The sequence below is a fragment of the Microbacterium sp. HM-570 genome (assembly GCF_054165885.1).
On record NZ_CM135111.1, the window covers coordinates 2382362 to 2408027 of the forward strand.

Genomic DNA, 25666 nt, shown 5'->3' on the forward strand with positions numbered 1-25666 from the left:
CGGGTCGATTTCCGGCGCCGCTCGCCGGTCCGGTCGAGCTGACCGAGGGCAACAACTTCCAGCGGCGGCCGATCCGAGATCGCGTGCCGTTCGGCGTGGGGGACCGGCCGCGGCAGGCGGCACCGGCTCGGCCCGCGGGCTCGCTCGTCTGTACGCCGCGGCGCTCGGTCACCTCGGCGAACCGTTCGTTAGCCGAGAAGTTCTCGCGCGGATGGCCCAGTTGCGGATGAGCGGCCACGATGTTGTGGTAGATGACGAGATGAGTTTCGGCGTGGTCTGCATGAAGCCTCAGCCCAGAATGCTGTTCGGCAGCTACCAGGCGTTCGGTCATGACGGAGCCGGCGGTGCGTTGGCGTTCGCCGATCCGATGTATGACCTCGCCTTCGGATACATCCCCGCCCCGATGACAACGCCCGGCGGCGTTGACGATCGCGCCATCCACCTGTCTCAGATCGTGCGGGAGTGCATCGCCGACGACGGCGCGCTCCCGATCGGGTCAGCGTCCGGGTTCGACGACCGACTTTAGCGTCGTGGCGGCGCTCGTCGATTCGAGGGCAGCCTGCACGTCGGCGAGCCCGAATGTGCCTGTCACCATGCGATCAAGGTCGACAAGCCCCTTCGTGACAAGCGTGATCGCGGTCGGCCACGTGTTCGCGTAGCGGAAGACTCCGGTCACGACGAGCTCTCGGTTCTGAATGGTCGTGACCGGCAGGGGGATCTCAGGAAGACCCATGCCCACGAGCACTGCCCGGCCGCCAGGGCGGAGCGCGCCGATACCGGTGCGTACGGCGGCGGCCGCGCCGGAGGCGTCGACGAAGGCATCGACATCGGTGATGTCGTGGTCGCCTTCCGCGATCGGATCGAACACCGCGGTCGCACCGAAAGTCAGGGCTGCGTCCCGTCGCGCTGCGGCGACGTCGGACACGATGATCTCGGCAACGCCGTACGCCCGGGCGACCTGCGCGATGGCGATCCCGACTGGGCCCGCCCCCGTGATGAGCACGCGCTGGCCGGGGGCGAACCCCGCTTTGCGTGCCGTGGCGATCGCGACGGACAACGGCTCCATCAGGGCTGCGGCGTGGTCGCTCACTCGATCGGGCACCGCATGCGCGAAGTGGCTTTGAATCGTGACGAACTCTTGAAACGCACCGTCGGTGCCGGGCACTGCATAGAACGACATGTGCGGATCGAGGTTGTAGTCCCCGCGCAACGTTTCACGCGAGCCCGGTGATGGATGCTGCGGCTCGATCGAAACCCGCTCGCCGAGCCGACTCCGATCGACCGCTGTCCCGACTGCGACGATCGTGCCCCCCGACTCGTGGCCGAGCACAAGGGGCTCGTCGACGATCCAGTCGCCGAGGTGACCGTCGCGGTAGAAGTGCACGTCCGACCCGCATACCCCGACAGCCGTCACCTGCACGAGCACCCCATCGGGTGCTGGAGTCGGCACCGGGCGCTCGTCGAGCTCGATGCGGCCGGGTGCCATGAGCACACTCGCTCTCATCTTCCGGGGGATCACGCGACATCCTCCGTTGACGCACTGAGGGTTTCGCGCGCGGCGTCGACGACCGCTTCGACTGTGATGCCGTACCGCTGGAACAGGGTTTTGTGGTCGGCCGAAGCGCCGAAGTGCTCGACCGACACGGACCGTCCGGCATCGCCGACGATGTCCCGCCAGGGGAGTGCGATGCCGGCCTCGACCGACACACGAGCCTTGACGGCCGCAGGAAGCACCGACTCGCGGTAGGCGGCATCCTGTTCTGCGAACCATTCGAGCGACGGTGCCGATACGACGCGCGCACCGATTCCTTCGTCGGCCAGGGTCGCCCGAGCGGCGACGGCGAGCTGCACTTCGGAGCCCGTCGCGACGAGAATGACATCGGGCGCACCGTTCGGTGCGTCGATGAGCGTGTAGGCACCTTTCGCGACACCGTCGACGGTCGCGAACCCGGCATCGCCTCGGGGGAAGACCGGAACGTTCTGTCGTGTCAACGCGATACCGGTCGGTCCGTCATGGCGGCGGAGTATCTCGAGCCAGGCGGCCGCGGTTTCATTCGCATCCGCCGGGCGCAGTACCGTGAAGTTCGGGATGGCGCGGAGGGTCGCCAGCTGCTCGATCGGCTGATGCGTCGGTCCGTCCTCGCCGAGGGCCAGGGAATCGTGCGTCCAGACGAAGATCGAGGGAATGTTCATGAGCGCTGCGAGCCGCACGGCGGGGCGCATATAGTCGCTGAAGATGAGGAACGTCCCGCCGAAAGCGCGCGTCGGGCCGTGCAGCACTATGCCATTGATGATCGCGCCCATGGCGTGCTCGCGGATGCCGAAATGGAGCACCCGTCCGTACGGGTCCCCCGACCACTCGTGAGTGGACCACTGCGTCGGGATGAACGACTTCGCGCTCTTGATCGTGGTGAGATTCGATTCGGCAAGGTCGGCAGATCCTCCCCACAGTTCGGGCATTTCCTCGGCAAGCGCATTGATGACGACACCGGATGCTGCTCGCGTGGACAGGTCCTTTCCTGGCTCAAAAGATGGCAGCGCCTCGTCGATCCCGTGGGGGAGTGACTGAGCCTCGAGGCGATCCAGAAGTGCCTTGCGTTCCGGGTTCGCAGATGCCCACGTGTCGAAGCCCGCTTGCCATTCTTCGCGAGCGTCGGCGGCGCGCGCCGCGAGCCCGCGCGTGTGGGCGATGACGTCGTCGGCGACGAAGAACGACCGCTCGGGGTCGAACCCGAGCACTCTCTTCGTCGCGGCCAGTTCGTCGCCACCCAGCGCCGCGCCATGGATCTTGCCCGTGTTCTGCTTGCCCGGCGAGGGCCATCCGATGATGGTGCGAAGGATGATCAGCGACGGCTTCGAGGTCTCCGCTCGCGCCGCCTCGAGCGCGTCGTTCAAGTCGGCGACGTCCTCGACGTACACATCGGTCTTCTTCCAGTCCACGACCCGCACGTCCCAGCCGTAGGACCTGTAGCGCTGGGCGACGTCCTCGGTGAACGCGACGTTCGTGTCGTCCTCGATCGAGATCTGATTGGAGTCGTAGATCGCGATCAGGTTGCCGAGCTCCTGGTGACCGGCAAGAGACGATGCCTCCGCTGTCACTCCCTCTTGGAGATCGCCGTCACCTGCGATCGCGTACACGAAGTGATCGAATGGAGACGTGCCTGCCGCGGCATCCGGATCGAAAAGCCCTCGCTCGTAGCGCGACGCGTACGCGAATCCGACGGCAGAAGCCAGACCCTGGCCCAGGGGACCGGTCGTGATCTCCACGCCCTTCGTGTGCCCGAACTCCGGATGACCGGGAGTGAGCGACCCCCACGTGCGCAGCGCCTTCAGGTCATCGAGCTCGAGCCCGAATCCGCCCAGGTACAGCTGCACATACTGCGTGAGTGATGAGTGACCGACCGACAGGACGAACCGGTCGCGACCCAGCCAATCCGCATCCGCCGGGTCGTGCTGCAGCACTCGCTGATAGAGCAGGTAGGCCACCGGGGCGAGGCTCATCGCCGTACCCGGGTGACCATTGCCGACCTTCTCCACGGCATCCGCCGCAAGAATCCGGGCGGTATCCACCGCGCGCCGATCGATTTCGTCCCAACGCAAATCCGACACCGGGTCCACCTCTCCTTCGAAGCTCTACGGGTGCCTGTTGACATCGCCGCATCATGTACCTATGGTGATTCTAACGTGATCATCGTTCAAGATCACATAAAGATAACATGAGGGTAGCCGCCGACGAGGGCGGCGAAGGGATGCAATGATGCGCGCAGTAGTATTCACCTCCGAGGGTGAGTTGGCCCTGGAAGAGCGGCCCACCCCCGTCCCGGGGTACAAGGAAATCCTGATCGAGACTGCGGCCGTGGGTATCTGCGGCACCGACACTCACGTTTTCGACGGAGAGTTCGAGGGAACGATCTTCCCGCTCGTTCCCGGCCACGAGGCGACCGGGACGATCATCGCCCTCGGCGAGGGCGTGAACAGCGGGGTCTTCGACTTCGCCATCGGCGACCATGTCGCCGTCAACCCCAGCACGACATGTGGTGAGTGCGAGTTCTGCCTGAACGGGCACTCGAACCTCTGCCGCTTCTGGAACGGCCTCGGGGTCGTTGCCTCCGACGGCGCGTCACAGCAGTACTTCACGGCGCCGGCCGCCAACGTCTACAAACTCAAGCCCGAGACCGACCTCTACGAGGCCGCGCTGATCGAGCCGCTCGCGTGCGCCATCCGCGGATGGGACGTGCTACCCCGTCGCCTCGGTGACCACGTTCTCGTCTACGGTGCCGGCACGATGGGGCTGCTCATGGCGCAGCTCGCCTCGAAGGCGGGCGCGTCGACGGTCACGATCGTCGACCTCAACGCTGAGCGTCTCAAAACAGCTGAAGAGTGCGGCATCGCGTTGCGCTACACCTCGGCCGACGATGCCACCCGCGAGAAGTGGGACGTCGTGATCGACTGCACCGGCAACATCCGCGCCATCGAAGACGGTCTCACTCGAGTGAAGCCGGCCGGATTCTTCCAGGATTTCGGCGTCGCTCCCGCCGACCGCACCGCACAGTTCTCGCCCTTCCGCGTCTACCGCGACGAGATCTCCATCGTGGGCACGATGGCCGTTCTCAACTCGTTCGGTCGTGCCGTGGAACTGTTCGAAGCCGGTGCGATCAACGCGAAGGCCATGATCAGCCACTCCTTCACGCTCGATGACTACGAGCTGGCGCTGGAGATGTTCCGTCGCGGCGAAGGCCGGAAGCTCCAGATTCGCCCGAACGACGCCGAGTCGAAGGTGCTGCTGTGACCGTGGCGACAGACACGAACTCCAGACGCAAAAAGCTCGGGCAAGGCGCGAAGCGCGGCATCTGGATCGGCGTGATCGCGCTCGTCGTTCTCGGTATCGTGCTTGGTACCAAGGTCGTCCCCAGCGACGACCCGCTCGCACAGGGCAACGTCGAATTCGACCCCGCTACCTTCGGAGCCGAGAACTTCCCCACCGTCCAGGAGGGGATCATCGACCGCGCGGTTGACGCCGCGACACTCGCGGATGCAATCGCGGCAGACACCGATGCCGCGGCAGCCGAGTACGCCATCGCCAGCTCGGGCGGTCCCGTCTACAGTGTCACCTTCAGCGGTGTCGTCGGCGAAGGCCAGTCGGGCATCTACCCCGTGCAGGTCGAAGGCATCCCCGAAGACCTTCTCATTCGTGTGCAGACCGGCCCTGCCATCAACGGTACTGAGCTGCGCGATGCCACCGGCGAGATCCAGTTCGGCCAGTTCAAGAATCAGATCGACTACCAGAACGCCGCTGCGGCGCTCAACGACGAGCTCAAGACGCTCGTTCTCGCAGACGTCGACACCACCGCCCTCGCAGGCCAGACGATCGAGGTCACCGGAGCGTTCACGCTCGTGAATCCCGCCGGCTGGCTCGTGACTCCCGTGGAGCTGTCGGTCCGATGAGCGGCGGAGAGAGCTTCGACGAGGTGGTGCTCGAGGCCCGAAACATCGTGAAGAACTACGGGGGAACCCGGGCGCTCAAGGGCGTGAACTTCGAGATCCGCAAGGGTACCGTCACGACCCTGTTCGGCGAGAACGGCGCGGGTAAGTCGACGCTCATGAAGATTCTCTCCGGCGTCGAGCAGCCGACATCCGGCGAGATCGTGCTAGACAGCGAGTCGGTGGTCTTCGGGTCGACGAACGACGCGCGTGATCGCGGAATCTCGATCATCCATCAGGAACTGAGCCTCGCGCCCAACCTCTCCGTGCGAGACAACATCTTCATGGGGCGTGAGCTCACAGGTCCCTTCGGTGTCGATTTCGCGGAAGAGGCTCGGCAGGCGCGGTCCCTGCTCGCTGAGCTGCAGATGCCCATCGATCCCGACACCCTGGTTGCCGACCTGCGGGTCGGCCAGCAGCAGATTATCGAGATCGCCCGGGCGTTGTCGGCGAACTCGCGGATCCTGATCATGGACGAACCGACTTCTGCTTTGGCCGCCGCCGAGGTCGAGGTGCTGTTCGGGGTCATCCGTGACCTGCTCGCCCGCGGGGTGGCGATCGTCTACATCTCCCACCACCTCGAAGAGGCACTCGAAGTCACTGACCACGCGGTTGTCCTTCGAGATGGCACGATGACCGCGCGCGGGGAGCGCAGCGGTATCGACCTCGAATGGATCGTCCGCAACATGGTGGGCGACAACTTCGACCTCGGTTCACCTCCCGAGGGATACGAGTTCGGCGAGGTCGCCCTCAGCGTGCAAGGCCTGACGGTTCTCGACCCGGAAAACCCCGAACGTGCGATCGTCAGCGGGTTGAACCTCGATGTGCGTGCCGGCGAGATCGTCTGTATCTACGGGTTGATGGGTGCGGGGCGCACCGAGCTCCTCGAGTCGATCGCGGGAAAAGGGGGGATCGCATCAGGAGACATCGTCCTGGAGGGGCGATCGATTCTGGGCGATTCGATCGCCGAGCGGATCGCGTCGGGAATCGGCCTTGTGCCCGAGGACCGACAGCGTGACGGACTGGTTCAGACGTTCGACGTCGGCACGAACCTCACGCTCGCGAGTCTCGACGACAGCCTCGTGCGCGGAGTCATCTCGAGGCGTCTCGAGAAGTCCCGTTCGAAGGAACTCATCTCTGCGGTCACCGTCAAGACCCCCGGGCCTGAGCTCCCGATCGGCGCACTGTCCGGTGGCAACCAGCAGAAGGTCGTCATCGGGAAGATCATCGCGACAAACCCCCGCGTCATGCTCCTGGATGAACCCAGCCGAGGCATCGACGTCGGCGCCAAAGGCGAGGTCTTCCGCCTTCTCGCCGAGCGAGCCCGCCAGGGTCTTGCGGTCGTCTACTCGACCTCTGAGGTCGGCGAATGCCTGAGCATCGCCCACCGGATCATCGTGATGCGTCGCGGACAGATCTCGGCCGAGTTCACACCCGACGTCACCAAAGACATGATCATGGCCGCCTCGGGCGAGGCCGCGGCCGCCTGAACCCAGATTGGACCGGACAATGACGACCACGACCACCAACACCATCATCGAGAACAAGAAGAAGTTCTCCGTCGCGAAGCTCCTTCTCGAAGGCCGTGCGTTCGTTGCGCTCATCCTCATCATCGTGGTGTTCTCACTGCTGACGCCCAACTATCTGACCGTTGAGAACCTGCTCATCATGGCCTCGCACGTCGCGATCTACGCGCTGCTGGGCCTGGGCATGCTCATGGTGATCCTCAACGGCGGAATTGACCTGTCGGTCGGCTCCACACTCGGCTTCTCAGCCGTCATCGCGGGATTCCTCCTACAGGGTGTACCGATCAACTTCTTCGGAATCATCCTGTTCCCCAGCGTTCCCGTCGTGGTGTTGCTCTCGTGCGGCGTCGGAGCTGCGGTCGGCTTCGTCAACGGCATCCTGATCGCGAAGTTCAAAGTCGCGCCGTTCGTGGCAACTCTCGGCATGCTCTACGTCGTGCGCGGCCTTGCGTTGTTGATGACCAACGGTCTCACGGTCAACGACCTCGCCGGAGACCCGGAGCTCGGCAACACCGGCTTCGACTGGCTCGGGTTCAACCGCATCCTCGGCATCCCCATCGGCGTCATCATTATGGGAATCGTCGCTCTGATCCTCGGCTTCGTCCTCGGACGGACGAAGTTCGGTCGCTGGCTCTACGCCTCGGGCGGCAACGAGCGCGCCGCCGAACTGTCGGGGGTGCCGGTGCGCAAGGTCAAGATCTGGGTGTATGTCATCTCGGGCATCTGTGCCTCCATTGCCGGGCTCATCCTGGCATCGACCCTGACCAGTGCGAGCCCCACGGCCGGCAACACCTACGAACTCACCGCCATCGCCGCTGTCGTCATCGGTGGCGCAGCACTCACCGGTGGCCGCGGGAACGTGCGTGGCACTCTCCTCGGGGCCTTCGTCATCGGCTTCCTCGGTGACGGCCTCGTGATCGTCGGGGTGTCGTCGTACTGGCAGATGGTGCTGATCGGCTCGGTCATCATCTTGGCGGTCCTGCTGAACACGCTGCAGTACGGTCGCCGCCGAAAGGCGCCCACTACCTCCGCTCCTACGCCGAAGGCCGGAGCGCCCACCCAGACGTCGGGACAGGATACGGCGGCTCCGGCCGCCACCGCCTGACCGCGAACAGTCGGCATCAAAGAACGCTGCCGACCACTCAAGAAAAGGACACATCACATGATGCGAAAGAAGGCTCTGGCCGCCCTCGCGGCCACCGGCGCACTAGCACTCGCTCTCACCGCATGCGCCGGCGGCGCCGGGAGCGGATCCGAATCGGCGAGCAGTGAAGGCGGCGGTGGCGAGGCCGGCGGCCTCATCACGATCATCGTCAACGACCCGGCCAACCCCTACTGGAAGACCGAGGGCGACGTCGCCGAGGCTGCCGCGATCGAACTCGGCTACGAAGCGGTCGTCGGTGCCCACAAGGGCGACACGAACACCGAGAACACCCTGATTGACACCGCCATCTCGAACAACTCCGTGGCGATCATCCTCGACCCCGCAAACGCCGACGGCTCGATCGCCGCCGTGCAAAAGGCTGACGCCGCCGGTATCCCGGTGTTCTTGGTCAACGCCGAGATCAACGAGTCGGGAATCGCGAAGGCGCAGCTCGTGTCCAACAACGCGCAGGGTGCGGCCATCGGCGCTCAGGAATGGGTCACGCGGATGGCCGAGGCGGGCAACTACATCGAGCTGTTCGGTGCGCCCTCCGACAACAACGCCCAGACCCGCTCAAACGGCTTCTCAACCGTCATCAGTCAGTACCCCGATCTGGTGGAGGTCGGCGAAGAAGTTGCGAACTGGGATCGCACCGAGGGCCGCAACAAGACGCAGGCACTCATGCAGGCGAACCCCGACATCAACGGTGTGATCTCCGGCAACGACGAGATGGCGCTCGGCGCGATCGCGGCGCTGAAGGAAGCGGGCAAACTCGAGGGCGTCGTTGTGGGCGGTTTCGACGGCAACCCTGATGCGGTCGCCGCGGTTACTTCCGGAGAGATGGCGTACACGGTGCTGCAGCCTGTCGCCGTGTTCGCGAAAGAGGCCGTTGTGCTCGCCGACGAATTCATTCGTACGGGCAACGCCCCCGAGACGGAGAAGCAGTCCTTCGACTGCATCCTGATCACCCAGGAGAACGTCGCCAACATGACCGGCCCGTTTACCTACTCCGGCTGACCACTGAACGAGTACCGGCGTCGTTCTGCGACGCCACGACAGGGGCGGATGCCTCGTGGCATCCGCCCCTGTCCCACCCCAGACTTCGGAAAGAACTCCCATGAGCTACGTCCTCAACGATCCGGCGGACTTCGCAGACGAGTCGGCCGACGGCTTCGTTGCCGTGCACCGGTCCCTCGTGCGTCGCGTGCCGGGCGGCGTCGCCCGCTCGACGGCGACCCCCGCCGGCCAGGTGGCGGTCGTGATCGGCGGCGGATCCGGTCACTACCCGGCGTTCGCCGGACTGGTTGGCGCGGGACTCGCTCACGGTGCAGCGATGGGCAACGTCTTCGCCTCGCCCAGTGCGCAGCAGGTGTACGCGGTTGCCAAGTCCGTCGCAACGGAGGCGGGAGTGCTCCTCAGCTACGGCAACTACGCCGGCGACGTGCTCAACTTCGATCAGGCGGAGGCGCGGCTCAACGCCGAGGGCATTCCGTGCCGGACGGTGCGCGTCACGGACGACATCTACAGCGCCGGACCCGATGAGCGCGCCAAGCGCCGCGGCGTCGCGGGCGATCTGGCAGTATTCCGCGCCGCGGCGTGGGCAGCCGAACAGGGCCTCGACCTCGATGCCGTCGCCACGATCGCTGAGCGTGCGAACGACCGCACCCGATCGTTCGGCGTGGCGTTCACGGGCTGCACGCTCCCCGGCGCATCCGAGCCCCTTTTCACGATCCCTGCGGGACAGATGGGTGTCGGGATGGGCATCCACGGCGAACCGGGTATCGATGTACGTCCGCTCGCGACGGCCGACGAGTTGGGTCGCCTCTTCGTGGAGGCACAGCTGAGCGAGAGACCGGACGGCATCGCCTCGACAGCCGGGGCCCGCGTCGCTGTCATTCTCAACGGCCTCGGCGCCGTTAAAGCCGAAGAACTCTTCGTCATCTATCTGACCGTCGCGCGCGAGCTCGAAAGAGCGGGTGTCGTCGTCGTCGAGCCCGAGGTCGGCGAGTACGCCACGAGCTTCGAGATGGCGGGTGTTTCGTTGACGCTGCACTGGCTCGACGACGAGCTCGAGGCCGCCTGGGCCTCGCCCGCCTACACACCGGCCTACCGCAAGGGCGCCGTCGTTGCGGGCAGCGACCTTCTGGGTGACCTGATCGCCGAAGATGCCAGCGCGGCCCTGCCGGAGGCATCCGAGGAGTCCGCCGCCGCCGCGGCGAGCGTCGTCGCCATCGTCGAGGCGATCCGAGACGTCATCGACCGAAACGCCGACGAACTCGGCCGTCTCGACGCGATCGCCGGCGACGGTGACCACGGTATCGGCATGCAGCGCGGCGCGCGTGCGGCCGCGGACGCGGCTGTCAGCGCGCATACCGCGGGCGCGGGTGCAGGCACCGTTCTGGCTCTCGCCGGAGACGCGTGGGCACTTCGAGCCGGGGGAACCTCCGGCGCCCTCTGGGGTGCGGGACTGCGGGCCGCGGGTGAGAGTATCGGCGACACCTCGGCCCCCGACGGCCCCGCTCTTGCTGCTGCGGTGGATGCCGCCCGGGCGATGGTGCAGGGCTACGGCAAGGCGGAAGTGGGCGACAAGACGCTCGTCGACGCTCTCGTGCCGTTCGTCGAGAGTCTGCGCCGCTACACCGACAGCGGTACGCCGACTGTCGAGGCCTGGACGGCGGCGGCGTCGGATGCGACGTCCGCAGCAGAAGCGACGAGTGACCTTGTGCCCAGGCTCGGGCGCGCACGTCCGCACGTGGCGAAGAGTCTCGGCACACCCGACCCGGGGGCCGCCTCGTTCGCCCTCGCGATGACTGCCGTGGGCGTCGTGCTCGCGGCCAGAAGAGAGGAGCGGTCATGACGCGCCAGTGGAGAATCGTCGTCGGATCGGATGACGCAGGATTCGAGTACAAGGAGGCGCTCAAGGCCGATCTGCTCAGCGACCACCGCGTCGCCGAGGTCATCGATGTGGGCGTGGACGATTCGGGGCACACGCCTTACCCGCGCATCGCGGTCGCTGCTGCCGAGCGCGTGCGCGACGGGCTGTCGGACCGGGCTCTGCTCGTGTGTGGCACAGGACTCGGGGTCGCGATTGCGGCGAACAAGGTCGCGGGTATTCGTGCGGTCACCGCGCACGACAGCTTCAGCGTCGAGCGGAGCGTGTTGAGCAACAACGCGCAGGTACTGACCTTCGGGCAGCGTGTCGTCGGCCTCGAACTGGCCCGCCGTCTCGCCCGCGAATGGCTCGACTACGAGTTCGACGAGACATCGGCGTCGGCAGAGAAGGTTGCCGAGATGACCTCGTACGAGCAGACGGGTAGCTGTGGGTGACGCAGTGCCCCCGAGTGTCGTCCCGGCCACCAAGCCTCTGCTCCTCGGCGTCAGCCTGAAGCTCTACCTCGACAATGCCGCCAGCCAGGCATGGGCGCACGGTGTCGCGGCCGCAGTCGGGGGGCATCCGGCCGTCGTCGATGGCAGAGTGAGACTCTTCGCGCTGCCGTCGTTGCCCGCTCTCCACGCGGTGCGTGATGCGTTCGAGGGGACGCCCATCGCGGTCGGTGCTCAGGATCTTCACTGGGCGGAGCGCGGGGCTTACACGGGAGCGGTGAGCGGAGCCGATCTCCTCGATGCGGGCTGCACGTTCGTCGAGGTGGGTCACGCGGAGCGAAGGAGACTTTTCGGCGAGACAGACGAAGTGGTCGCGCGAAAACTGGCCGCAGCTACGAGGAGCGGTCTGACGCCGATCCTCTGCATCGGTGAGGAAACCGAGAGGCCAGTCGAGGATGCCGTGGCGGCGAGCACGGCCCAGCTTGCGGCCGCGCTCGCCGGACTCGATGATGCCGTTCGCGGCGAAGTCATCGTGGCTTATGAGCCGGTATGGGCGATCGGTCGACCGCAACCGGCACCTGCCGGCCACGTCAGAGACGTGGTCGCGGCTCTACGCGAGATCCTTGATGGGGACCCCCGCATCACCGACTCGTGGGTAATCTACGGAGGGAGTGCGCGATCGGGGTCTCTGAGCAATCTCGGTAGCAGCGTGGACGGCCTCTTCATGGGGCGCTTCGCCCACGACCCCGAGGACTTCGCGCGCACCGTCGATGAAGCCGCGCGGCTGAGGACGTGAAAACGGAAGGTCTGAGATGACGACGATGCGTGAGGAGCGGGCCGTCGCCGGCGACGCCCGGCAGGGTCGTCAGGCCCAGAGGCAGCGGGAGATCACCGAGGCCGTCATGGCGGCCGGCGCGGTGCGCATCGAAGACTTGGCGACGCGGTTCGATATCAGCGTCATGACCGTGCATCGCGATCTCGACGAACTCGAAGGACGCGGCCTGCTCCGGAAGAGTAGGGGCGTCGCGACGGCGCTGTCATCCGCTCTCGTCGAGTCGAGCGATGTCTACCGAGCCAGCAGGCAGCTCGCGGAGAAGGAGGCCATCGCCCATGCCGCACTCGATTTCATCGAGACGGGACAGGCGATCATGCTCGATGACTCGACGACGACTCTGCACCTGCTCCCGCACCTCGCGCCCAAGAAGCCGCTCACCGTGATCACCAACACGTTGACGATCATGGAGGAGCTGCGCTCGGCCAACGGCATCACGATGCTCGGGCTCGGAGGTCAGTACTACAACTGGTGCAGCGCGTACATGGGACGCATCACGACGACGACGATTGGGAGCCTCCGGGCAGACCTCCTCGTCATGTCGACGTCGGCCATTTCGGACGACGTCGCGTTTCATCAAACGCAGGAAACCGTCGACGTCAAACGCGCGATGTTCGAGTCCTCCCACCGCCGCATCCTTCTGGCGGATCACACCAAGTTCGAGCGCCGTGCGCTGCACGCGATGCTGCCCCTCGCCCAGTTCGATGCCGTGATCGTAGACACGGGTACTGATCCCGTCCACATCGACCGCCTCCGCGACAAAGGAGTCAATGTTGTCGTCGCACGGCGCACTTCGCGCCCGTGAGGGATGTGGCGGGGTACGTACGGGAGATGCCAGCAGCGACCGAACGCTCTTCTCGCTCTGATCGACGCGGTTTCGCCCGTCTCGTGAGCATCGCGATGCTCGGGATCCGAACCGCTGCTGACCCGATGCCAGGCGGCGTCACGCTACGCCGTGCGTGCCGCAGACGACGGGTCGCTCGACACGCCCCGCAGGAGCTGCGAGACGAGATCGTCGCAATACCGCACAGCGGCTTCCTCATCCTGTTCGGGCGGCACGGAGAAGCCCATCAGTGAGCTCACGAGGGCCGAGCCCGTGATCGTTTGAATGAGGATGTCTGGGTTGCAGTCCTCCGCGAGCTCACTCCGACTGATCGCCTCTACGATGAGCGCCCGGTTCTGAGAATGGATGACGTTGCCAACGCGCTCGAAGTACTGATTGAACAACTCCGGGTGCAGGCCGCGTTCGGAGCTCATTCGCAGAATGAACGCGCCCTCCTCGGAGTGGACGAGGCGCAGCGAAGACATGGCGACCGCTCGCAGCACCGTGCCGATATTGCCCTGCGATGACCTGTCCGGCACCAGTGCGTGGGAGGACAGCACGTCGTGCATGAGCTCCTGGGAGGAGGCCCAGCGCCGATAGATCGCGGGTTTCCCGACGGCCGCCTCTCTGGCCACGGCTTCGAAGCTGAAGCCGCTGGATCCGGCGCGCACGTACACGCGTTGAGCGGCCAAGAGAACCCGCTTCCGGATCTCCGGGTCTCTGGGTCGTCCCGCCGGTTTCTGTTTCTGTTTCTGATCTGCCACTGCCGCTACCACCACTCAATCGTCGGGTTCCTCCATTATCGGGCTCCCCTTCGGCGGGCCGGAAAGTCCTTGCAGTAACAGGCGAGTAGATATAGACCTGTTACGTACGAATTGCGTACGTATTGACAAGGGGGTCTTTTCATGGATGCACCTGCCGAAGCCCGAAAGCCGGGCATCCCGATTGTTACCGAAGAGCTCATGCTCGGAGATACCGCGCGTTGGCGCAGGTTCGGGGAGGTCGTTCCCGCGGGAGGGTCGCTCGACAGTGACGGCGTGCCCGACTACGGCTGTTCGGCCCTCGCTCGGTCGCCTGGCGAGTGCTCCTTCATCCCGCGACGATCGTCTTCGAGACGGCAGCCCAGGCGTCGCTGCAGTTCCTCTACAAGCCCGTCACCGCGGGCATCCCTGACCTGGACCCGATCTCGCGGAAAGCGCGCAAGGGGACGTTCACGATGTTCGACTTCTTCGAGCGCTTCCAGCGCAACGCCGGGATACACGCCCCGATGTGGCTCGGTGACACCGCAACGGCAGAGAACATGGCCGCTCACCTGCACCGCATCCACGGTCACGTGGTGGGGCCGGTCATCGATCCCGAAGATCCTTCGCTCGGCGGCTATGCGGCTGACCAGCCGCGCGATGCGATGTGGGCAGCGCTCACCGAGATGCACGCGATCCTGTGCGTCTACGAAAATCTGGCCTGGAACGGCGACCAGCCGCCCCAGCCCCTGACGCCGGAAGAGCGCGATCAGTACGTGCTGGAAATCGGTGCCTACCTGCGTCTCGTCGGCACTGACGAGTCCGAGATCCCCACGAACATGGCAGAACTGGGCGCTCTATACGAAAAGTACTTGCCCTACTTCGGACTCAGAGAGAGCGTGTTCGCTGATCTCGAGACTGGGATGAACATGATCGCCCAGTACGAGACCGTCGGGAAGCAGAACTGGGATCCCTCGCACAAGCTGGCCACCGATGCCCTGGCCGAGGTGTGCGGGGATTGGAGCGACGTCACGCACGCGATCCTCCCGGAAAAGCTCCAGGTGGCGTCTGGAATGAGCCGGGCGCAGATTGATGCGTCCGACGAGATCCTCGCCCAGCACGCGGAGGGCATCCGCGAGCTACAAAGCCCCGAGAACGAAGCCCGTCTGGCGCGTCTGCTGTGGGGACCGGACGGAGTGGACCTCATTCAGAACGCCCGACGGCTGCAGGCCGCTGCGCTCGCAGGAGCCGTGTAGCTCCTCGCCCCTCAGGCGCGGATGTAGAGCAGCTCGCCGTCGTCCGCTCGGGCGCTGTATCGGCCGCCGATTTCGACCGATACGTCCGGGCGGGCGGAAGCGCGTTCGAGAGCGGGGGTCGGGGGAGGTCTGGAATCGGTCCTACATCCTCACTGCACACGTGGATGCCCGCTCGCGGTAGATCAGATCGAAGGTCTCGACCGTTTGCTCGGCGGTCCCGCCGGCCTCGATGATCTCGATGAGAAGATCGCCGGCCCGCCGGCCCGCATCCTTCGCCCTCAGGTCCAGAGCGGAGATCGGCGGTTGCACGATCTGAAGGGTCGGGCTATCAGAGTAGGAGACGAGCTGGATATCGTCGGGCACGGAGAATCCGAACTCGCGCAATGTCGAGAGGATGCCGACGCTGAGGCCTTGCGGGAGGCAGACGATTGCGTCGACCTTTGGACGGATCGACCGAAGCTGTTGAACTATGTGATGCAGATCCTCCGCGGACGGCACCCCGGTGAGATCGACGAATGTCAGGGGGAGGCCGTGCGTGGTCGCCCAGGCGGTGGCTGCCTCGGCGGGTATGCGCACCCACGTCTGGCTGACGGGCGGTCTGACCAGGGCGATCGACGTTGCCCCCCCGAGCCGTAGGCGGTCAAGGAGAGTGTTCATCGCTGACTGATGGTTGCCGGCCACGATCGCGGTGGGCTCCGGCATACCCGGCGGAACGAGCTCTGATACAACGACGGGACGCCCGGTTTCGAGGATCGCTCGGGCCAATTCATCGCCATCCACAACGTCTGCCATCACGAATCCGTCGACGTGGAGGCTCCGTGCCTTGCCTGCCGGAAAGTCTGCGGGAACGAGAGAAACGGTCAGTTCTTTGTCTGTGGTGCTGTCTACGACACCGGCGGCGAAGTTCATGTAGTAGTCCATGAAGTTCATGCCGCCAGGCATCCACAGTCCGATCGAACCGGCTCGAGCCTGTCGAAGGTTGCGGGCACCTCGGTTGATGGCGTAGCTGAGACTTGCCGCAGCCTGGCGTACGCGTGATCTCGTCTCTTCCGAGACGCGACCCTCGCCGGTGAGCGCCCGAGACGCGGTGCCACGCGAAACGCCTGCGAGGTCGGCGACGTCTTGCAGAGTCGAAACTCGCCTGGATGACATCGTCAGCCTCCTCGGGTCGATCCTAGGGTCGCTGTGAGACATCAATATTGCACAATCGATTGTGCACCGGGTCATATGTACGGCACACTGTCCCCCAATGAACCGCAGCGTCACCCGTAGCTTCATCACCTGACAGAAAGATCTGCCATGACACTCGACTCGTCGTTCCTCACAGATGAACCAACCGGAAAGCTCAAGAAGGCCGCCCTCGGTACCTGGGGAGTCGTCTTCCTGATCATATCGGCCGCAGCCCCGCTGAGCGTGCTCGCCGGTATCGGACCTCTCGCCGTACTCATCGGAGGCGTCTCTGCGCCGATCGTCTATGGCGTCGCCGGTGTGGTGCTGGCCATCTTCGCCATCGGCTTCCTCTTCATGGCGCGAAACCTCAAGCCGATGGGTGGGTTCTACACCTACATCTCGGTTGGGCTCGGTCGGGTCATCGGTCTGGCGGCCGGCTTTCTCGCGTGGATCTCTTACAACCTTCTGCAGATCGGGCTCTGGGGTCTCTTCGGTGTCATGGCACAGGGAATGTTCTCCGTGGTTTTCGGCCTCGACGTGCAGTGGTGGATTCTCTCGGTGAGCGGTGCGGTTCTCGTCTTCGGCCTCGCAGCACTCGGCGTCGACTAGGCGCCAAGGTGCTGGGGGTGCTTCTCGTTCTCGAGATCGTCCTGCTGGTCATCCTCGCCGTGTCCATCCTGAGCCAGCGGGCCGGCCAACTGGAGTTCGGCACATTCGCGCCGGAGAACATCTTCACCCCGAGCATGTTCGCGATCCTCGGTTTCGGTTTCGCCGCCTTCATGGGCTTCGAGTCGACGGTGCTGTACCGGAGCGAGACCCGCGACCCCGAGCGCTCGATCCCACGGGCGACGTACATCGCCGTGGCATTCCTGGCCATCTTCTACACGGGGACGCTGTGGCTCGTCATCCATGCATTCGGAGATGCGGCCGTGCAGGGCGTCATCGCCGAGGACCCGGCCGCGTTCTTCTTCATCGCGATGGGCACGTACGTGGGTGACTGGGGCGTATCGGTGATGTTCGTGCTGATCGTCTCGAGCATCTTTGCCGGCCAGCTCGCCTTCCACAACGCGATCAACCGCAACAGCTTCGCGCTGTCACGCGACTCGATCCTTCCCGCGCTGTTCAACCGGACCAACCGGATGGGCGCCCCCTGGGTCGCCGGACTGATTGAGCAGCCGGGATGGGGCGTCCCGTCGTCGCGCGTCGATCGGCACGCTATCTGCGGGTGGGCGGTATCGCCTCACCGTGATCTCGAACGCGTTCGATGCGGACGTTCCCGCCTTCGTTCTGCCGGACTTCGCCGCCCGGTGGGTGCCGTATCTCGGCAACTCCTCGGCGCTGCTCAGGCTCGGGGATGAGTCTCCGTCCGAGACTTCGTCGCGATCCGCCGAGAGCAGCGACGATCTGCTCGCGCGCCGCGAGGCGTTGCTTGCCGATGTGCTGGAGCACTACTACGCGCAGCCTCCGCGCATCGAGCGCGGGTGGAGGCACCACATGATCGCCGACGATGGCCGCGTGTTCGTCGACATGGTCAACAACGTCACGGTGCTCGGCCACAGCCATCCGCGGGTCGCTCGTGCGATCGCCGAGCAGTGGCGCACCTTCAACTCGAACTCTCGGTTCCGCTACGAGTCGATCGTCGCGCTCGCTGAGAAGCTCACGGCGCTGCTTCCGGAGAGCCTCGACACGGTATTCCTCGTGAACTCCGGCTCGGAGGCCGTCGAACTGGCTCTGCGCCTGGCGCGCGTGCACACGGCGCGCGAAGATCTGGTCTCGGTGCGCGAGAGCTATCACGGATGGACGTACCTGGCGGATACGGTGTCAACCTCGAGCTCGGACAATCTGCGTGCCTTGGAGTCCCGACCCGACTGGGTGCATACGGTCGATGTCCCGAACGCCTTCAGCGGCGGCTACCGGGGTGGCGAGGCGCATTGGTACGCCGAGGACGCGACCGCGGTGATCCGAGAGCTCGCCGCTTCGGGCCGGCCGCCGGCCGCGTTCATCTGCGAGCCGGTCTATGGCAGCGCCGGCGGTGTGACACTGCCGGAGGGGTACCTGCAGGCCGTGTATGCCGAGGTGCGTCGCGCTGGTGGCCTGACGATTGCGGACGAGGTGCAGGTCGGGCTGGGCCGGCTGGACAGCTGCTTCTGGGGCTTCGAGCAGCAGGGCGTGGTGCCCGACATCGTCTCGCTCGCCAAGTCTTTCGGTGACGGGCATCCGCTGGGTGCCGGTGTCACGACGAGGGAGATCGCGGCGAGCTATGCGGCCGAGGGGTACTTCTTCTCGTCAACGGGTGGCAGCCCCGTCGCGTGCGTGGTCGGGACCACTGTTCTGGACGTCATCCTCGAAGAGGACCTTCCGGGGAACGCCGAGCGCGTGGACCGGTATCCGAAGGATCGTCCCGAGGCGCTCGCGCAACTGCACGAGCTAATCGGGACGGTGCATGGCGAGGGCCTGTATCTGGGTGTGGAGATGGCGCGCGACCGCGTCACTCTCGAGCCGGCCGCGGCCGAGACATCCGAGATCTGCGAACGACTGCCCCAGCGCGGAATCATCGCGCAGCCCACGGGCAACTCGATGAACGTGCTCAAGATCAAGCCGCCGCTCAGCTTCGACGAGGCCGCTGCCGACTTCTTTGTGGACGCGTTGGACGCCGTGCTGAGCTAAGGTGAGGGCGCCGTGAGCGTTCCCCGTGCTGGCGCCGGATGTTCAGCGTCGTCGCGAGTCACACAGGTCCGCGATCACGGCTCTCGCCGCACGGTCGCCCGACACGAGAGCGCCCTCGATCGAGGCGCTGTCGCAGTGATCGCCCGCGACGTACACCCCGGCGCGTACCCGCGGTGACCGAGCCTGCAGTGGCGGATTCTGTGTGGGCAACGCGTGACGGATATCGTCGCGACGCAGCAACTGCCAGGCACCGACATCCGTGCCCCAGATCCCGCTCAGGTGAGCCCGCACGTCGCGCTCGTCGGGTGCCGCGGCGTCCCCTCCGGGGAGCAGGCATGTCGCTTCGATGAGGTGTTGGCCCGCCGGTGCGTAGGTGGGCACGGTGTGTGAGATGACGGCCGTGTTCACAACGGGCACACGGCGGCGCCCGTCGACGGCCAGCATCCCGGATGCGGTGGGCGGCGTATCCGTCTGAAACCACCACGTCTGCAAGCCGCGCGTCGCGGGCTCCGCGATTCCCGTCAGACCGGCGGTCGCCTCAGGCCCGACCGCCACCACCACCGCGCGCGCCCGGAGAGTGTCGGCACCGGCGACATCGACCGCGACGGCGCTCGCAGAACCCGACACCCGTCGTGCGGCGTGCCCCAGCCGGATGTCGACCGACAGCGTCCGAGCGAGGGCCGCGAGCTGTGCGGGCACCGCCTGGATGCCCCGCTCGGGCAGACCCGGTGAGCCGACGGCGAACAGGCGAACGAGCATCCGCACGAATGCGTCGGATGTGTCGAAACGGCCATCGGCTATGACGCCCGCAAGGAAAGGCTCGAGTACCTCGTCGCGGAGCGGTCCGGTGAGGCCAGCGCGGTCCCATCCGTCTCGGACCGCCCCGTCCCAGCCCGCCCGGCCCGCGCGTGCGGGGCCCCGCACGGCACGGCGCGGTGCGACCAGCGCGGGCGTGATCCAGCGTGCGAGTCCGACGATTCCGCGCGGAGTGATCAGGCCACTGCGCAGGGACGCCGCGAGGGTCGACGGGTGCCGCAGGGGGTCGGCGATGGAGACCAGACCGCGCTCGCGGCGCACGTGGACGCCAGCCGGAAAGTTCTGCAGGCGCAGCGCCTGCGCGTCGACCCATTTGCCGATGGCCGGGTACGCCGGGTTGAGCACCTGAAACCCGCGGTCGAGCAGGAACCCGTCGACGGCGTCCGTGCGTTGACGTCCGCCGACCGAGTCGGACGCCTCGACGAGCGTCACGCCGAGGCCCGCGTGCCCGAGTTTGATCGCCGCGCGCAACCCGGCGAGTCCTGCACCGACGACGATCACGTCGTGCTGTGAATCCGCGGCCACAATCCCCATCCGTCCTCGTCGGTTACTGTTCACTCGACCATCAGTTGCGAACCCGACCGGAGCAATTCCGGCACCCGGCTGATCACGTCGCGATCGCCGCCGACCAGGGCGGGTAGGAGTACGGTCCACATCCGCGCGAGTCGGTCGAACAGATCCACTCCGCCGGCGAGCGCTACCGATACGAACTGCGTCCCGGAGAAGGACGAGATCACGACCTCGGCGGCCATGCCGACGTCTAGATCGCGCACCAACTCGTTCTGCAGCTCGGCCTTCTCGAAGAACAGGCGCGAGGTCGAGATCCATTCGACGTAGGGTGCGACCGAGGCATCCGCGAGATCCGACGCCGACTCCGTGCTCAACCGCAGCCCCGCCTGGACAATCGGGTTGGACTGTATCTGTGCGGCGAGCGCTCCGGAGAGCAGAACCATCCCCTCGACGCCCGAGGTGCAGTTCTCGAGGCAGGATTGGCCGACGGCGATCGAGAGTTCATGCTGTTGCCGGATGACCTCTGCCGCAAGATCCTTCTTCGAACGGAAGTGGAAGTACAGCGCACCCTGTGTCACCTGGGCGTCGGCGGAGATCTGGCTCAGGGTGGCCGCACGATAACCACCGGCGGCGAAGACGCGCGAGGCGGACAGGACGAGCGCCTCGCGTGTCGCGATCGCTCTTTGCTGCTTCACGGTGGGCTTCCTCTCCGTCCACCGAGCATAGGGCGCCCGTTCGGCGGAATCCGTCGACAAATAAGATAGCGAGCACTATGTTTAGGGCAGTGGGTTGGCCTCGCGAGACGACACCGCCATTTGCCGACGACAGGGAGCACCGTGACCGGACCGGAGCACGACATCGACCCCGCCGCGATCTCGCTGCCGGCCACGCTGCAGGTGCCCGTACCCGTGCATGTACCCAAGCCCTACGGTCACGCGTCGGAGGAGTAGGCGTCCGAGCAGCAGGCGCCGCACTCGCTCACACGGTCTCGACGCCCGCGACGTATCGAAACGGGGGTCGACGTTCTTCCATGAGAAAGCGTCAAGGCTCGCACTATCGACTCCGGCGTAAGTCTGCAATACCCGTCGCCCATATGCCCAGCGCAGCTAGCGTGGGATCCACAAGCAATGAGGCTCGGGTCTTTCCTGCGCCAGAGATGGATCGAAAAGCAGTGCAGACCGAAACAGAACGCCGCGATGTCGTGTGGGCTCGCGTGGACGACGGCTTCTATGTCGCAAGTCGTCCCGGACATTTTCTCGGGTGCATCGACCGGCAAGACGACGGACGCTTTCTCGCCCTCGATACGCACACGCAACCGATCGGTACTTTCGCGCACCTGGCTGATGCCCGGGAGGCCGTGGCCAGCGCGTACGAGGGCGGCTCGTGAACACCGTAGAGAGCTCGGGTGACGCGGGTGGCGAGCTGTATTCGCTCGTCTACACGAGCTTCGCGGTGACGCTCCTCGACGAATCCGAGCTCGAAGCCTTGCTGGCGCACAGCCGGGCGGCGAACGAGCAAGCCGACATCACTGGGATGCTGCTCTATCGCAACGGACGGTTCATCCAGTACCTCGAGGGACCCGAAAAGGCGGTGCGCGCTCTGCTCACCCGCATCTGGGTCGATACCCGTCACACGGATGCGCGGGTACTGGTCGACACCAAACCTCCAGCCCGACAGTTCACCGAATGGACGATGGGGTACGAGCCGGTCGATGAGGCGCGCACGCCGCTCCCGGCAGGATTCCGTAGCACCTTCGATGACCTCGAGAAAGTGAATGACGCGGATGCCGTGCTGCGCGCAACGCGCGAGCTGAGCCTGTGGTTCCGGGTCCGGCAAGCTCGCCGGCGGACCGTCTCGGCCTAGGGCCGAGGGGTTCTGCGCCGCGGAGCCGAAACGGACAGTTGATCAAGACTGCGCAACTGCCCTGAGATTTGCATCACTCCCCGCCGTGTGCGCAATGTATTGCATGCCGATTCCCGCTGGCCGCTCAGGCGTAGACCGTTCCCTCCTTCGTGACGACGTGTATCGCCGTCTTCGCGACGCCATCGTGGACGGCACGTTCGAGCCGGGGGAGCAGCTGCGCGACGGAGATCTCGCGGAGTGGCTCGGAGTCAGCAGAACCCCGGTGCGCGAGGCTCTGCTGCGTCTCGGAGCGAGCGGCCTAGTGGTTGCGGTGCCCGGCCGCTCGACGACGGTCAGCACGATCGATCCGCAGGCGGTCCGTGACGCCCGGGATGTCATTGCCGCGATGCACGGGTTGGCCGTGCGCGAGGCCGCGGGAAAGCTGAGCGCCGACGACATCGACCGGATGCGTGACGCAAATCACCGCTTCGCGCAGGCGCTCGACGCCGATGACCTGTCGGCGGCCCTGGATGCGGACGACGAGCTTCACATGATCCCCGTCGCCGCTCTCAGAAATCGCGCTCTCGAGGCGGTCCTCCAACAATTCGGTCCCCTCGTCCGCCGCGCTGAGTTGCTCCAATTCACGGGCGACGGGCGCGCCTCGGTCGAGCGGCACGAGCAGCTCATTGGGCGCCTTGCCGAGGGCGACGTGCAGGGGGCCGAGTCGGTGAACCTCGACATCTGGCACAGCCTGCCGGCCGATGTGAGCCCCGCACATGAGAGCCGGAGGGGTGAGAGCACCGACGAGTAGTCGCTCCATGGCGCGCTCAGTGATCGTCGTGGCGCTGGTTCACGCGAATTGAGTAAAGTCAGCGAAAGGGTGGCGATTCGCACCAAGCTGCTGAGGAGTGCACGATGTCAGACGGCAAAGTTGTCGACGAAAGCAAGGCGATCTCTGAGATCGTGCAGCGATTGCGGGAGCAGTTTCCGGCGGCTTCGCCCGAGTCGGTCACGGACGCCGTCGAGTATGCACGTGCGACGTTCTCCGGCGCGAAGGTCCGTGACTTCGTGCCTGTGCTGATCGAGAAAGAAGCCAAGGCGCTGCTCGCCGGCAGGGCGTGACCGCGGCGCATCACGCGTGCTGTGGGCGCTCCCTCAGCTTTTCTTGCCCCGTGCCTTCGGCTTGACGACTGCGCGGATCTGCTTCCACAGATCGCCGTAGGCCTGCGCGGCCTCGGCGTGGGGTGCGTAGCTTCCGATCGGCGCGCGCTCCGTGCCCATGCGCTCGACATGGACCGTCGCGGGGACGACCACATCCGTCACCGCCTTCTGCGCCTGCGGGAGCTGCTCGACGGTCGTCCGGTGCAGGGTCTTGCGCCGATCGACCATCGAGAGGAATCCGACGACGCGGGCCTTCGATACGGATGCTCCGACGAACTCGACCACCTGCTCGAGGGATCGCATCGACAGTGGCGAGGGCACGAGCGGGACGACGACAGCATCCGCCGAGAACACCGCGTTCTCGGCCACGAGCGACGCGCCGGGCGGGCAGTCGAGAATGACGACGTCGTAATCGCGCTCGACCTGCTCGAGGATCTTCGCGACCCTCTGCTCGGACTTCTTCGCGTTGTCGAAGACGAGATCGAGGTCCCGATAGCTCGCGTTGCCGGGGAGAACATCGAGGTTGTCATACGCGGTGGACCGGATGGCTCCGCTGACCTTGCTGTCGCCCGCGACGAGCGCGGCGACGCCGCCCTTGACCTTGGGTTTGACCTGCAGCAAGAAGGTCGCAGCCCCCTGTGGATCGAGATCCCAGAGCAGCACGCGAAACTCTTTCGCGGCTTCCCAGGCGAGGTTGACGGCAGCGGTCGTCTTGCCCACGCCGCCCTTGGTGCTGTACACGGCGATGACCTTCATGTCCCCACCGTAATGACGTCAGGGTCGTTCTCCTAGGCATCGGAGACTCGTCGAGCGGGATGTGGAGGGTTCTCGAACTCCGCTGAGGGCAGGGGATCGGATGCCACCCGACCCCCTGCTCTGACATTCGCCGCGGCTCAGTCGCCCTTCACGTTGACGATCTGCCGCAGGGTGTGCCGCACCGTGACCAGATCGGCGGCATCCGCCATCACCTGATCGATCGGCTTGTAGGCCTGCGGAATCTCGTCGAGAAAGGCATCGGTGTCCCGGTATTCGATGCCCACCATCGCCTCACGCAGCTGCTCGTGCGTGAACGTCTTGCGGGCCGACGTGCGCGAGTGCTCCCGCCCGGCACCGTGCGGAGACGAGTTGAGCGAGAGCGGGTTGCCCTTGCCCTCCACGACGTACGACGCCGTGCCCATCGACCCGGGAGTCAGCCCGGGGCGACCGGCATCCGCCATGATGGCTCCTTTTCGCGAGACCCACACCCGCTTGCCGAAGTGCATCTCGGACTCGGTGAAGTTGTGGTGGCAGTTGATCCGCTCGAGCTCCTCGACACCCGAGCCGTCAACGCCCGTGCCGAGGAAGCGGCCGAGCTGGTTCGCGACGCGGTCCATCATCTCTTCGCGGTTCAGCAGTGCGAATTGCTGAGCCCACCGCAGTTCGCTGATGTACCGCGTGAACTCCGGCGTGCCCTCGACCAGGTAGGCCAGGTCGGGGTGCGGCAGCTCGATCCACCACTGCTTCGCGAGCCGCTGCGCGACCTTGATGTGGTGCTGGGCGATCTTGTTGCCGACGCCCCGTGACCCGGAGTGCAGGAACATCCACACCGCGTCGGTCTCGTCGACCGAGATCTCGATGAAGTGGTTGCCGCTGCCGAGCGACCCGAGCTGGTTGCGCCAGTGCCCCGCGTACGCGGCGGGATCGAACCCGGCCTGCGTGGCGAGGTCTTCCAACTCGGCAACCCGTGGTTCTGCTGTCGCGACGATCTTGCGGTTGTCGCGGCCGGCAGACAGCGGGATGGCGCGCTCGATCTGCTCGCGGAGCTCTACGAGGTCGCGTCCGGACAGATCCGAGCGGGTGAACGCGGTCTTGACCGCGATCATGCCGCAGCCGATATCGACGCCGACCGCCGCGGGCATGATGGCCCCGAGTGTCGGGATCACCGATCCCACCGTCGCGCCGAGCCCGAGGTGTGCATCGGGCATGAGGGCCAGATGTGGGTAGATGAACGGCATGCGCGACGATGTGCGGGCCTGGTCGATGGTCTTCTCGTCGATCAGGCTCGCCCACGACAGCAGGCGGTTCGTGAGCCTTTCCATGATTCCTTTCCTTCTTGTTGGGGTGGCGGGCCGCCCAGGTGATTCGGACGATCCGTCCCCGCCTCGCGGAAAAGGAAAACGCCCCGAACCTGTGCGGTGCGGGGCGTGAGAAAAGCGGATGCTTCTACACGGCCGGCGCCGGAGGGCACGACTCGTAGCGGAACTGGTTCTTCAGAACCAGCACCGTCGTATTGCGAAGCTCCCGCAGCGGGTTCATCGCGTCGTCCCCTCGGCCTGCCTTTGAGTGCCGTGCCGTCGGCACAGCCTTGCAACGCTAGCCAGGCTGCGGCTTCGGG

General features: G+C 65.7%; 26 protein-coding genes. 18 read left to right on the forward strand and 8 right to left on the reverse strand.

Annotated elements, in window-relative coordinates:
* Positions 1-7 precede the first annotated feature (7 nt).
* Entirely contained in the window at positions 8-526 is a 519-nt protein-coding gene (locus ACT9TC_RS11395; RefSeq protein WP_458042923.1) for a serine hydrolase, read from the forward strand.
* Here ACT9TC_RS11395 and ACT9TC_RS11400 read toward each other — a convergent pair.
* Positions 497-1504: an NAD(P)-dependent alcohol dehydrogenase gene (locus ACT9TC_RS11400; RefSeq protein WP_458042924.1), complete on the reverse strand. Its 1008-nt coding sequence runs from the start codon at positions 1502-1504 to the stop codon at positions 497-499. The genes ACT9TC_RS11395 and ACT9TC_RS11400 overlap by 30 nt on opposite strands.
* Before the next feature lie 11 nt (positions 1505-1515).
* A complete protein-coding gene (gene tkt / locus ACT9TC_RS11405) occupies positions 1516-3609 on the reverse strand; it encodes a transketolase (protein WP_458040607.1) in 2094 nt (697 codons plus the stop codon).
* Positions 3610-3757: 148 nt separating this feature from the next.
* Between tkt and ACT9TC_RS11410 the strand changes: the two genes are divergently transcribed.
* From ACT9TC_RS11410 to ACT9TC_RS11450, 9 genes are all read left to right on the forward strand, one after another.
* Positions 3758-4789 (forward strand): zinc-dependent alcohol dehydrogenase family protein, encoded by a 1032-nt coding sequence (locus tag ACT9TC_RS11410; protein WP_458040608.1) that lies wholly within the window; start codon positions 3758-3760, stop codon positions 4787-4789.
* Complete coding sequence (locus ACT9TC_RS11415) at positions 4786-5445, forward strand: DUF2291 family protein (RefSeq protein ID WP_458040609.1); 660 nt, start codon at positions 4786-4788, stop codon at positions 5443-5445. The genes ACT9TC_RS11410 and ACT9TC_RS11415 overlap by 4 nt, the downstream gene beginning before the upstream one ends.
* Entirely contained in the window at positions 5442-6971 is a 1530-nt protein-coding gene (locus ACT9TC_RS11420; protein ID WP_458040610.1) for a sugar ABC transporter ATP-binding protein, read from the forward strand. The genes ACT9TC_RS11415 and ACT9TC_RS11420 overlap by 4 nt, the downstream gene beginning before the upstream one ends.
* Before the next feature lie 19 nt (positions 6972-6990).
* The gene (locus ACT9TC_RS11425) at positions 6991-8112 is read left to right on the forward strand and encodes an ABC transporter permease (protein WP_458040611.1); all 1122 of its coding nucleotides are present in this window, start codon (positions 6991-6993) and stop codon (positions 8110-8112) included.
* A 57-nt stretch (positions 8113-8169) separates the two neighbouring features.
* Positions 8170-9168, forward strand: coding sequence for a substrate-binding domain-containing protein (locus ACT9TC_RS11430; protein ID WP_458040612.1), 999 nt, complete (start codon positions 8170-8172; stop codon positions 9166-9168).
* Positions 9169-9268: 100 nt separating this feature from the next.
* Positions 9269-11008, forward strand: coding sequence for a dihydroxyacetone kinase family protein (locus tag ACT9TC_RS11435; protein ID WP_458040613.1), 1740 nt, complete (start codon positions 9269-9271; stop codon positions 11006-11008).
* A complete protein-coding gene (locus ACT9TC_RS11440) occupies positions 11005-11478 on the forward strand; it encodes a ribose-5-phosphate isomerase (protein WP_458040614.1) in 474 nt (157 codons plus the stop codon). The genes ACT9TC_RS11435 and ACT9TC_RS11440 overlap by 4 nt, the downstream gene beginning before the upstream one ends.
* Positions 11471-12271, forward strand: a complete 801-nt coding sequence (locus ACT9TC_RS11445; protein ID WP_458040615.1) for a triose-phosphate isomerase family protein — start codon at positions 11471-11473, stop codon at positions 12269-12271. The genes ACT9TC_RS11440 and ACT9TC_RS11445 overlap by 8 nt, the downstream gene beginning before the upstream one ends.
* Positions 12272-12287: 16 nt before the next feature.
* Positions 12288-13112 carry a DeoR/GlpR family DNA-binding transcription regulator gene (locus ACT9TC_RS11450; protein WP_458040616.1) on the forward strand — a complete coding sequence of 275 codons (825 nt, stop codon included), beginning with the start codon at positions 12288-12290 and terminating at the stop codon, positions 13110-13112.
* A 143-nt stretch (positions 13113-13255) separates the two neighbouring features.
* Here ACT9TC_RS11450 and ACT9TC_RS11455 read toward each other — a convergent pair whose 3' ends face one another.
* A complete protein-coding gene (locus ACT9TC_RS11455) occupies positions 13256-13822 on the reverse strand; it encodes a TetR/AcrR family transcriptional regulator (protein ID WP_458040617.1) in 567 nt (188 codons plus the stop codon).
* A gap of 389 nt (positions 13823-14211) precedes the next feature.
* On the opposite strand from ACT9TC_RS11455, the gene ACT9TC_RS11460 reads away from it, so the two are divergent.
* Complete coding sequence (locus tag ACT9TC_RS11460) at positions 14212-15126, forward strand: oxygenase MpaB family protein (protein WP_458040618.1); 915 nt, start codon at positions 14212-14214, stop codon at positions 15124-15126.
* Between the two features lie 141 nt (positions 15127-15267).
* Here the strand turns inward: ACT9TC_RS11460 and ACT9TC_RS11465 are convergent, their stop codons facing one another.
* Positions 15268-16278: a LacI family DNA-binding transcriptional regulator gene (locus ACT9TC_RS11465; RefSeq protein ID WP_458040619.1), complete on the reverse strand. Its 1011-nt coding sequence runs from the start codon at positions 16276-16278 to the stop codon at positions 15268-15270.
* 147 nt (positions 16279-16425) lie between these two features.
* On the opposite strand from ACT9TC_RS11465, the gene ACT9TC_RS11470 reads away from it, so the two are divergent.
* Genes ACT9TC_RS11470 through ACT9TC_RS11480 form a run of 3 tightly spaced genes read left to right on the forward strand, consistent with a single transcriptional unit; the run spans position 16426 to position 18963 of the window.
* Positions 16426-16905: a hypothetical protein gene (locus ACT9TC_RS11470; protein ID WP_458040620.1), complete on the forward strand. Its 480-nt coding sequence runs from the start codon at positions 16426-16428 to the stop codon at positions 16903-16905.
* Positions 16906-16922: 17 nt separating this feature from the next.
* Positions 16923-17654, forward strand: a complete 732-nt coding sequence (locus tag ACT9TC_RS11475; protein ID WP_458040621.1) for an APC family permease — start codon at positions 16923-16925, stop codon at positions 17652-17654.
* The gene (locus ACT9TC_RS11480; protein WP_458040622.1) at positions 17542-18963 is read left to right on the forward strand and encodes an aminotransferase class III-fold pyridoxal phosphate-dependent enzyme; all 1422 of its coding nucleotides are present in this window, start codon (positions 17542-17544) and stop codon (positions 18961-18963) included. The genes ACT9TC_RS11475 and ACT9TC_RS11480 overlap by 113 nt, the downstream gene beginning before the upstream one ends.
* 42 nt (positions 18964-19005) lie before the next feature.
* On the opposite strand, the gene ACT9TC_RS11485 is transcribed toward ACT9TC_RS11480, so the two are convergent.
* Positions 19006-20304, reverse strand: coding sequence for an FAD-dependent oxidoreductase (locus tag ACT9TC_RS11485; RefSeq protein WP_458040623.1), 1299 nt, complete (start codon positions 20302-20304; stop codon positions 19006-19008).
* Positions 20305-20333: 29 nt separating this feature from the next.
* Entirely contained in the window at positions 20334-20984 is a 651-nt protein-coding gene (locus ACT9TC_RS11490; RefSeq protein ID WP_458040624.1) for a ScbR family autoregulator-binding transcription factor, read from the reverse strand.
* Between the two features lie 461 nt (positions 20985-21445).
* Here ACT9TC_RS11490 and ACT9TC_RS11495 point away from each other — a divergent pair, with 461 nt between their 5' ends.
* From ACT9TC_RS11495 to ACT9TC_RS11510, 4 genes are all read left to right on the forward strand, one after another.
* Positions 21446-21676, forward strand: coding sequence for a hypothetical protein (locus ACT9TC_RS11495; RefSeq protein WP_458040625.1), 231 nt, complete (start codon positions 21446-21448; stop codon positions 21674-21676).
* Positions 21673-22152 carry a BLUF domain-containing protein gene (locus ACT9TC_RS11500; RefSeq protein ID WP_458040626.1) on the forward strand — a complete coding sequence of 160 codons (480 nt, stop codon included), beginning with the start codon at positions 21673-21675 and terminating at the stop codon, positions 22150-22152. The genes ACT9TC_RS11495 and ACT9TC_RS11500 overlap by 4 nt, the downstream gene beginning before the upstream one ends.
* A 103-nt stretch (positions 22153-22255) precedes the next feature.
* The gene (locus ACT9TC_RS11505; RefSeq protein WP_458040627.1) at positions 22256-22942 is read left to right on the forward strand and encodes a GntR family transcriptional regulator; all 687 of its coding nucleotides are present in this window, start codon (positions 22256-22258) and stop codon (positions 22940-22942) included.
* Positions 22943-23046: 104 nt separating this feature from the next.
* The gene (locus tag ACT9TC_RS11510; protein WP_458040628.1) at positions 23047-23253 is read left to right on the forward strand and encodes a three-helix bundle dimerization domain-containing protein; all 207 of its coding nucleotides are present in this window, start codon (positions 23047-23049) and stop codon (positions 23251-23253) included.
* A gap of 33 nt (positions 23254-23286) precedes the next feature.
* On the opposite strand, the gene ACT9TC_RS11515 is transcribed toward ACT9TC_RS11510, so the two are convergent.
* A complete protein-coding gene (locus tag ACT9TC_RS11515) occupies positions 23287-24048 on the reverse strand; it encodes a ParA family protein (RefSeq protein ID WP_458040629.1) in 762 nt (253 codons plus the stop codon).
* Positions 24049-24185: 137 nt separating this feature from the next.
* Positions 24186-25370 (reverse strand): RtcB family protein, encoded by a 1185-nt coding sequence (locus tag ACT9TC_RS11520; RefSeq protein WP_458040630.1) that lies wholly within the window; start codon positions 25368-25370, stop codon positions 24186-24188.
* Positions 25371-25666: the final 296 nt, after the last annotated feature.

Excerpts from the sequence above, each read along its gene's own strand:
- ACT9TC_RS11400 (WP_458042924.1), bottom strand. The coding sequence starts at position 1,504 with ATGAGAGCGAGTGTGCTCATGGCACCCGGCCGCATCGAGCTCGACGAG.
- ACT9TC_RS11410 (WP_458040608.1), top strand. The coding sequence starts at position 3,758 with ATGCGCGCAGTAGTATTCACCTCCGAGGGTGAGTTGGCCCTGGAAGAG.
- ACT9TC_RS11420 (WP_458040610.1), top strand. The coding sequence starts at position 5,442 with ATGAGCGGCGGAGAGAGCTTCGACGAGGTGGTGCTCGAGGCCCGAAAC.
- ACT9TC_RS11425 (WP_458040611.1), top strand. The coding sequence starts at position 6,991 with ATGACGACCACGACCACCAACACCATCATCGAGAACAAGAAGAAGTTC.
- ACT9TC_RS11430 (WP_458040612.1), top strand. The coding sequence starts at position 8,170 with ATGATGCGAAAGAAGGCTCTGGCCGCCCTCGCGGCCACCGGCGCACTA.
- ACT9TC_RS11435 (WP_458040613.1), top strand. The coding sequence starts at position 9,269 with ATGAGCTACGTCCTCAACGATCCGGCGGACTTCGCAGACGAGTCGGCC.
- ACT9TC_RS11440 (WP_458040614.1), top strand. The coding sequence starts at position 11,005 with ATGACGCGCCAGTGGAGAATCGTCGTCGGATCGGATGACGCAGGATTC.
- ACT9TC_RS11450 (WP_458040616.1), top strand. The coding sequence starts at position 12,288 with ATGACGACGATGCGTGAGGAGCGGGCCGTCGCCGGCGACGCCCGGCAG.
- ACT9TC_RS11465 (WP_458040619.1), bottom strand. The coding sequence starts at position 16,278 with ATGTCATCCAGGCGAGTTTCGACTCTGCAAGACGTCGCCGACCTCGCA.
- ACT9TC_RS11470 (WP_458040620.1), top strand. The coding sequence starts at position 16,426 with ATGACACTCGACTCGTCGTTCCTCACAGATGAACCAACCGGAAAGCTC.
- ACT9TC_RS11495 (WP_458040625.1), top strand. The coding sequence starts at position 21,446 with ATGGATCGAAAAGCAGTGCAGACCGAAACAGAACGCCGCGATGTCGTG.
- ACT9TC_RS11505 (WP_458040627.1), top strand. The coding sequence starts at position 22,256 with ATGCCGATTCCCGCTGGCCGCTCAGGCGTAGACCGTTCCCTCCTTCGT.
- ACT9TC_RS11510 (WP_458040628.1), top strand. The coding sequence starts at position 23,047 with ATGTCAGACGGCAAAGTTGTCGACGAAAGCAAGGCGATCTCTGAGATC.
- ACT9TC_RS11515 (WP_458040629.1), bottom strand. The coding sequence starts at position 24,048 with ATGAAGGTCATCGCCGTGTACAGCACCAAGGGCGGCGTGGGCAAGACG.
- ACT9TC_RS11520 (WP_458040630.1), bottom strand. The coding sequence starts at position 25,370 with ATGGAAAGGCTCACGAACCGCCTGCTGTCGTGGGCGAGCCTGATCGAC.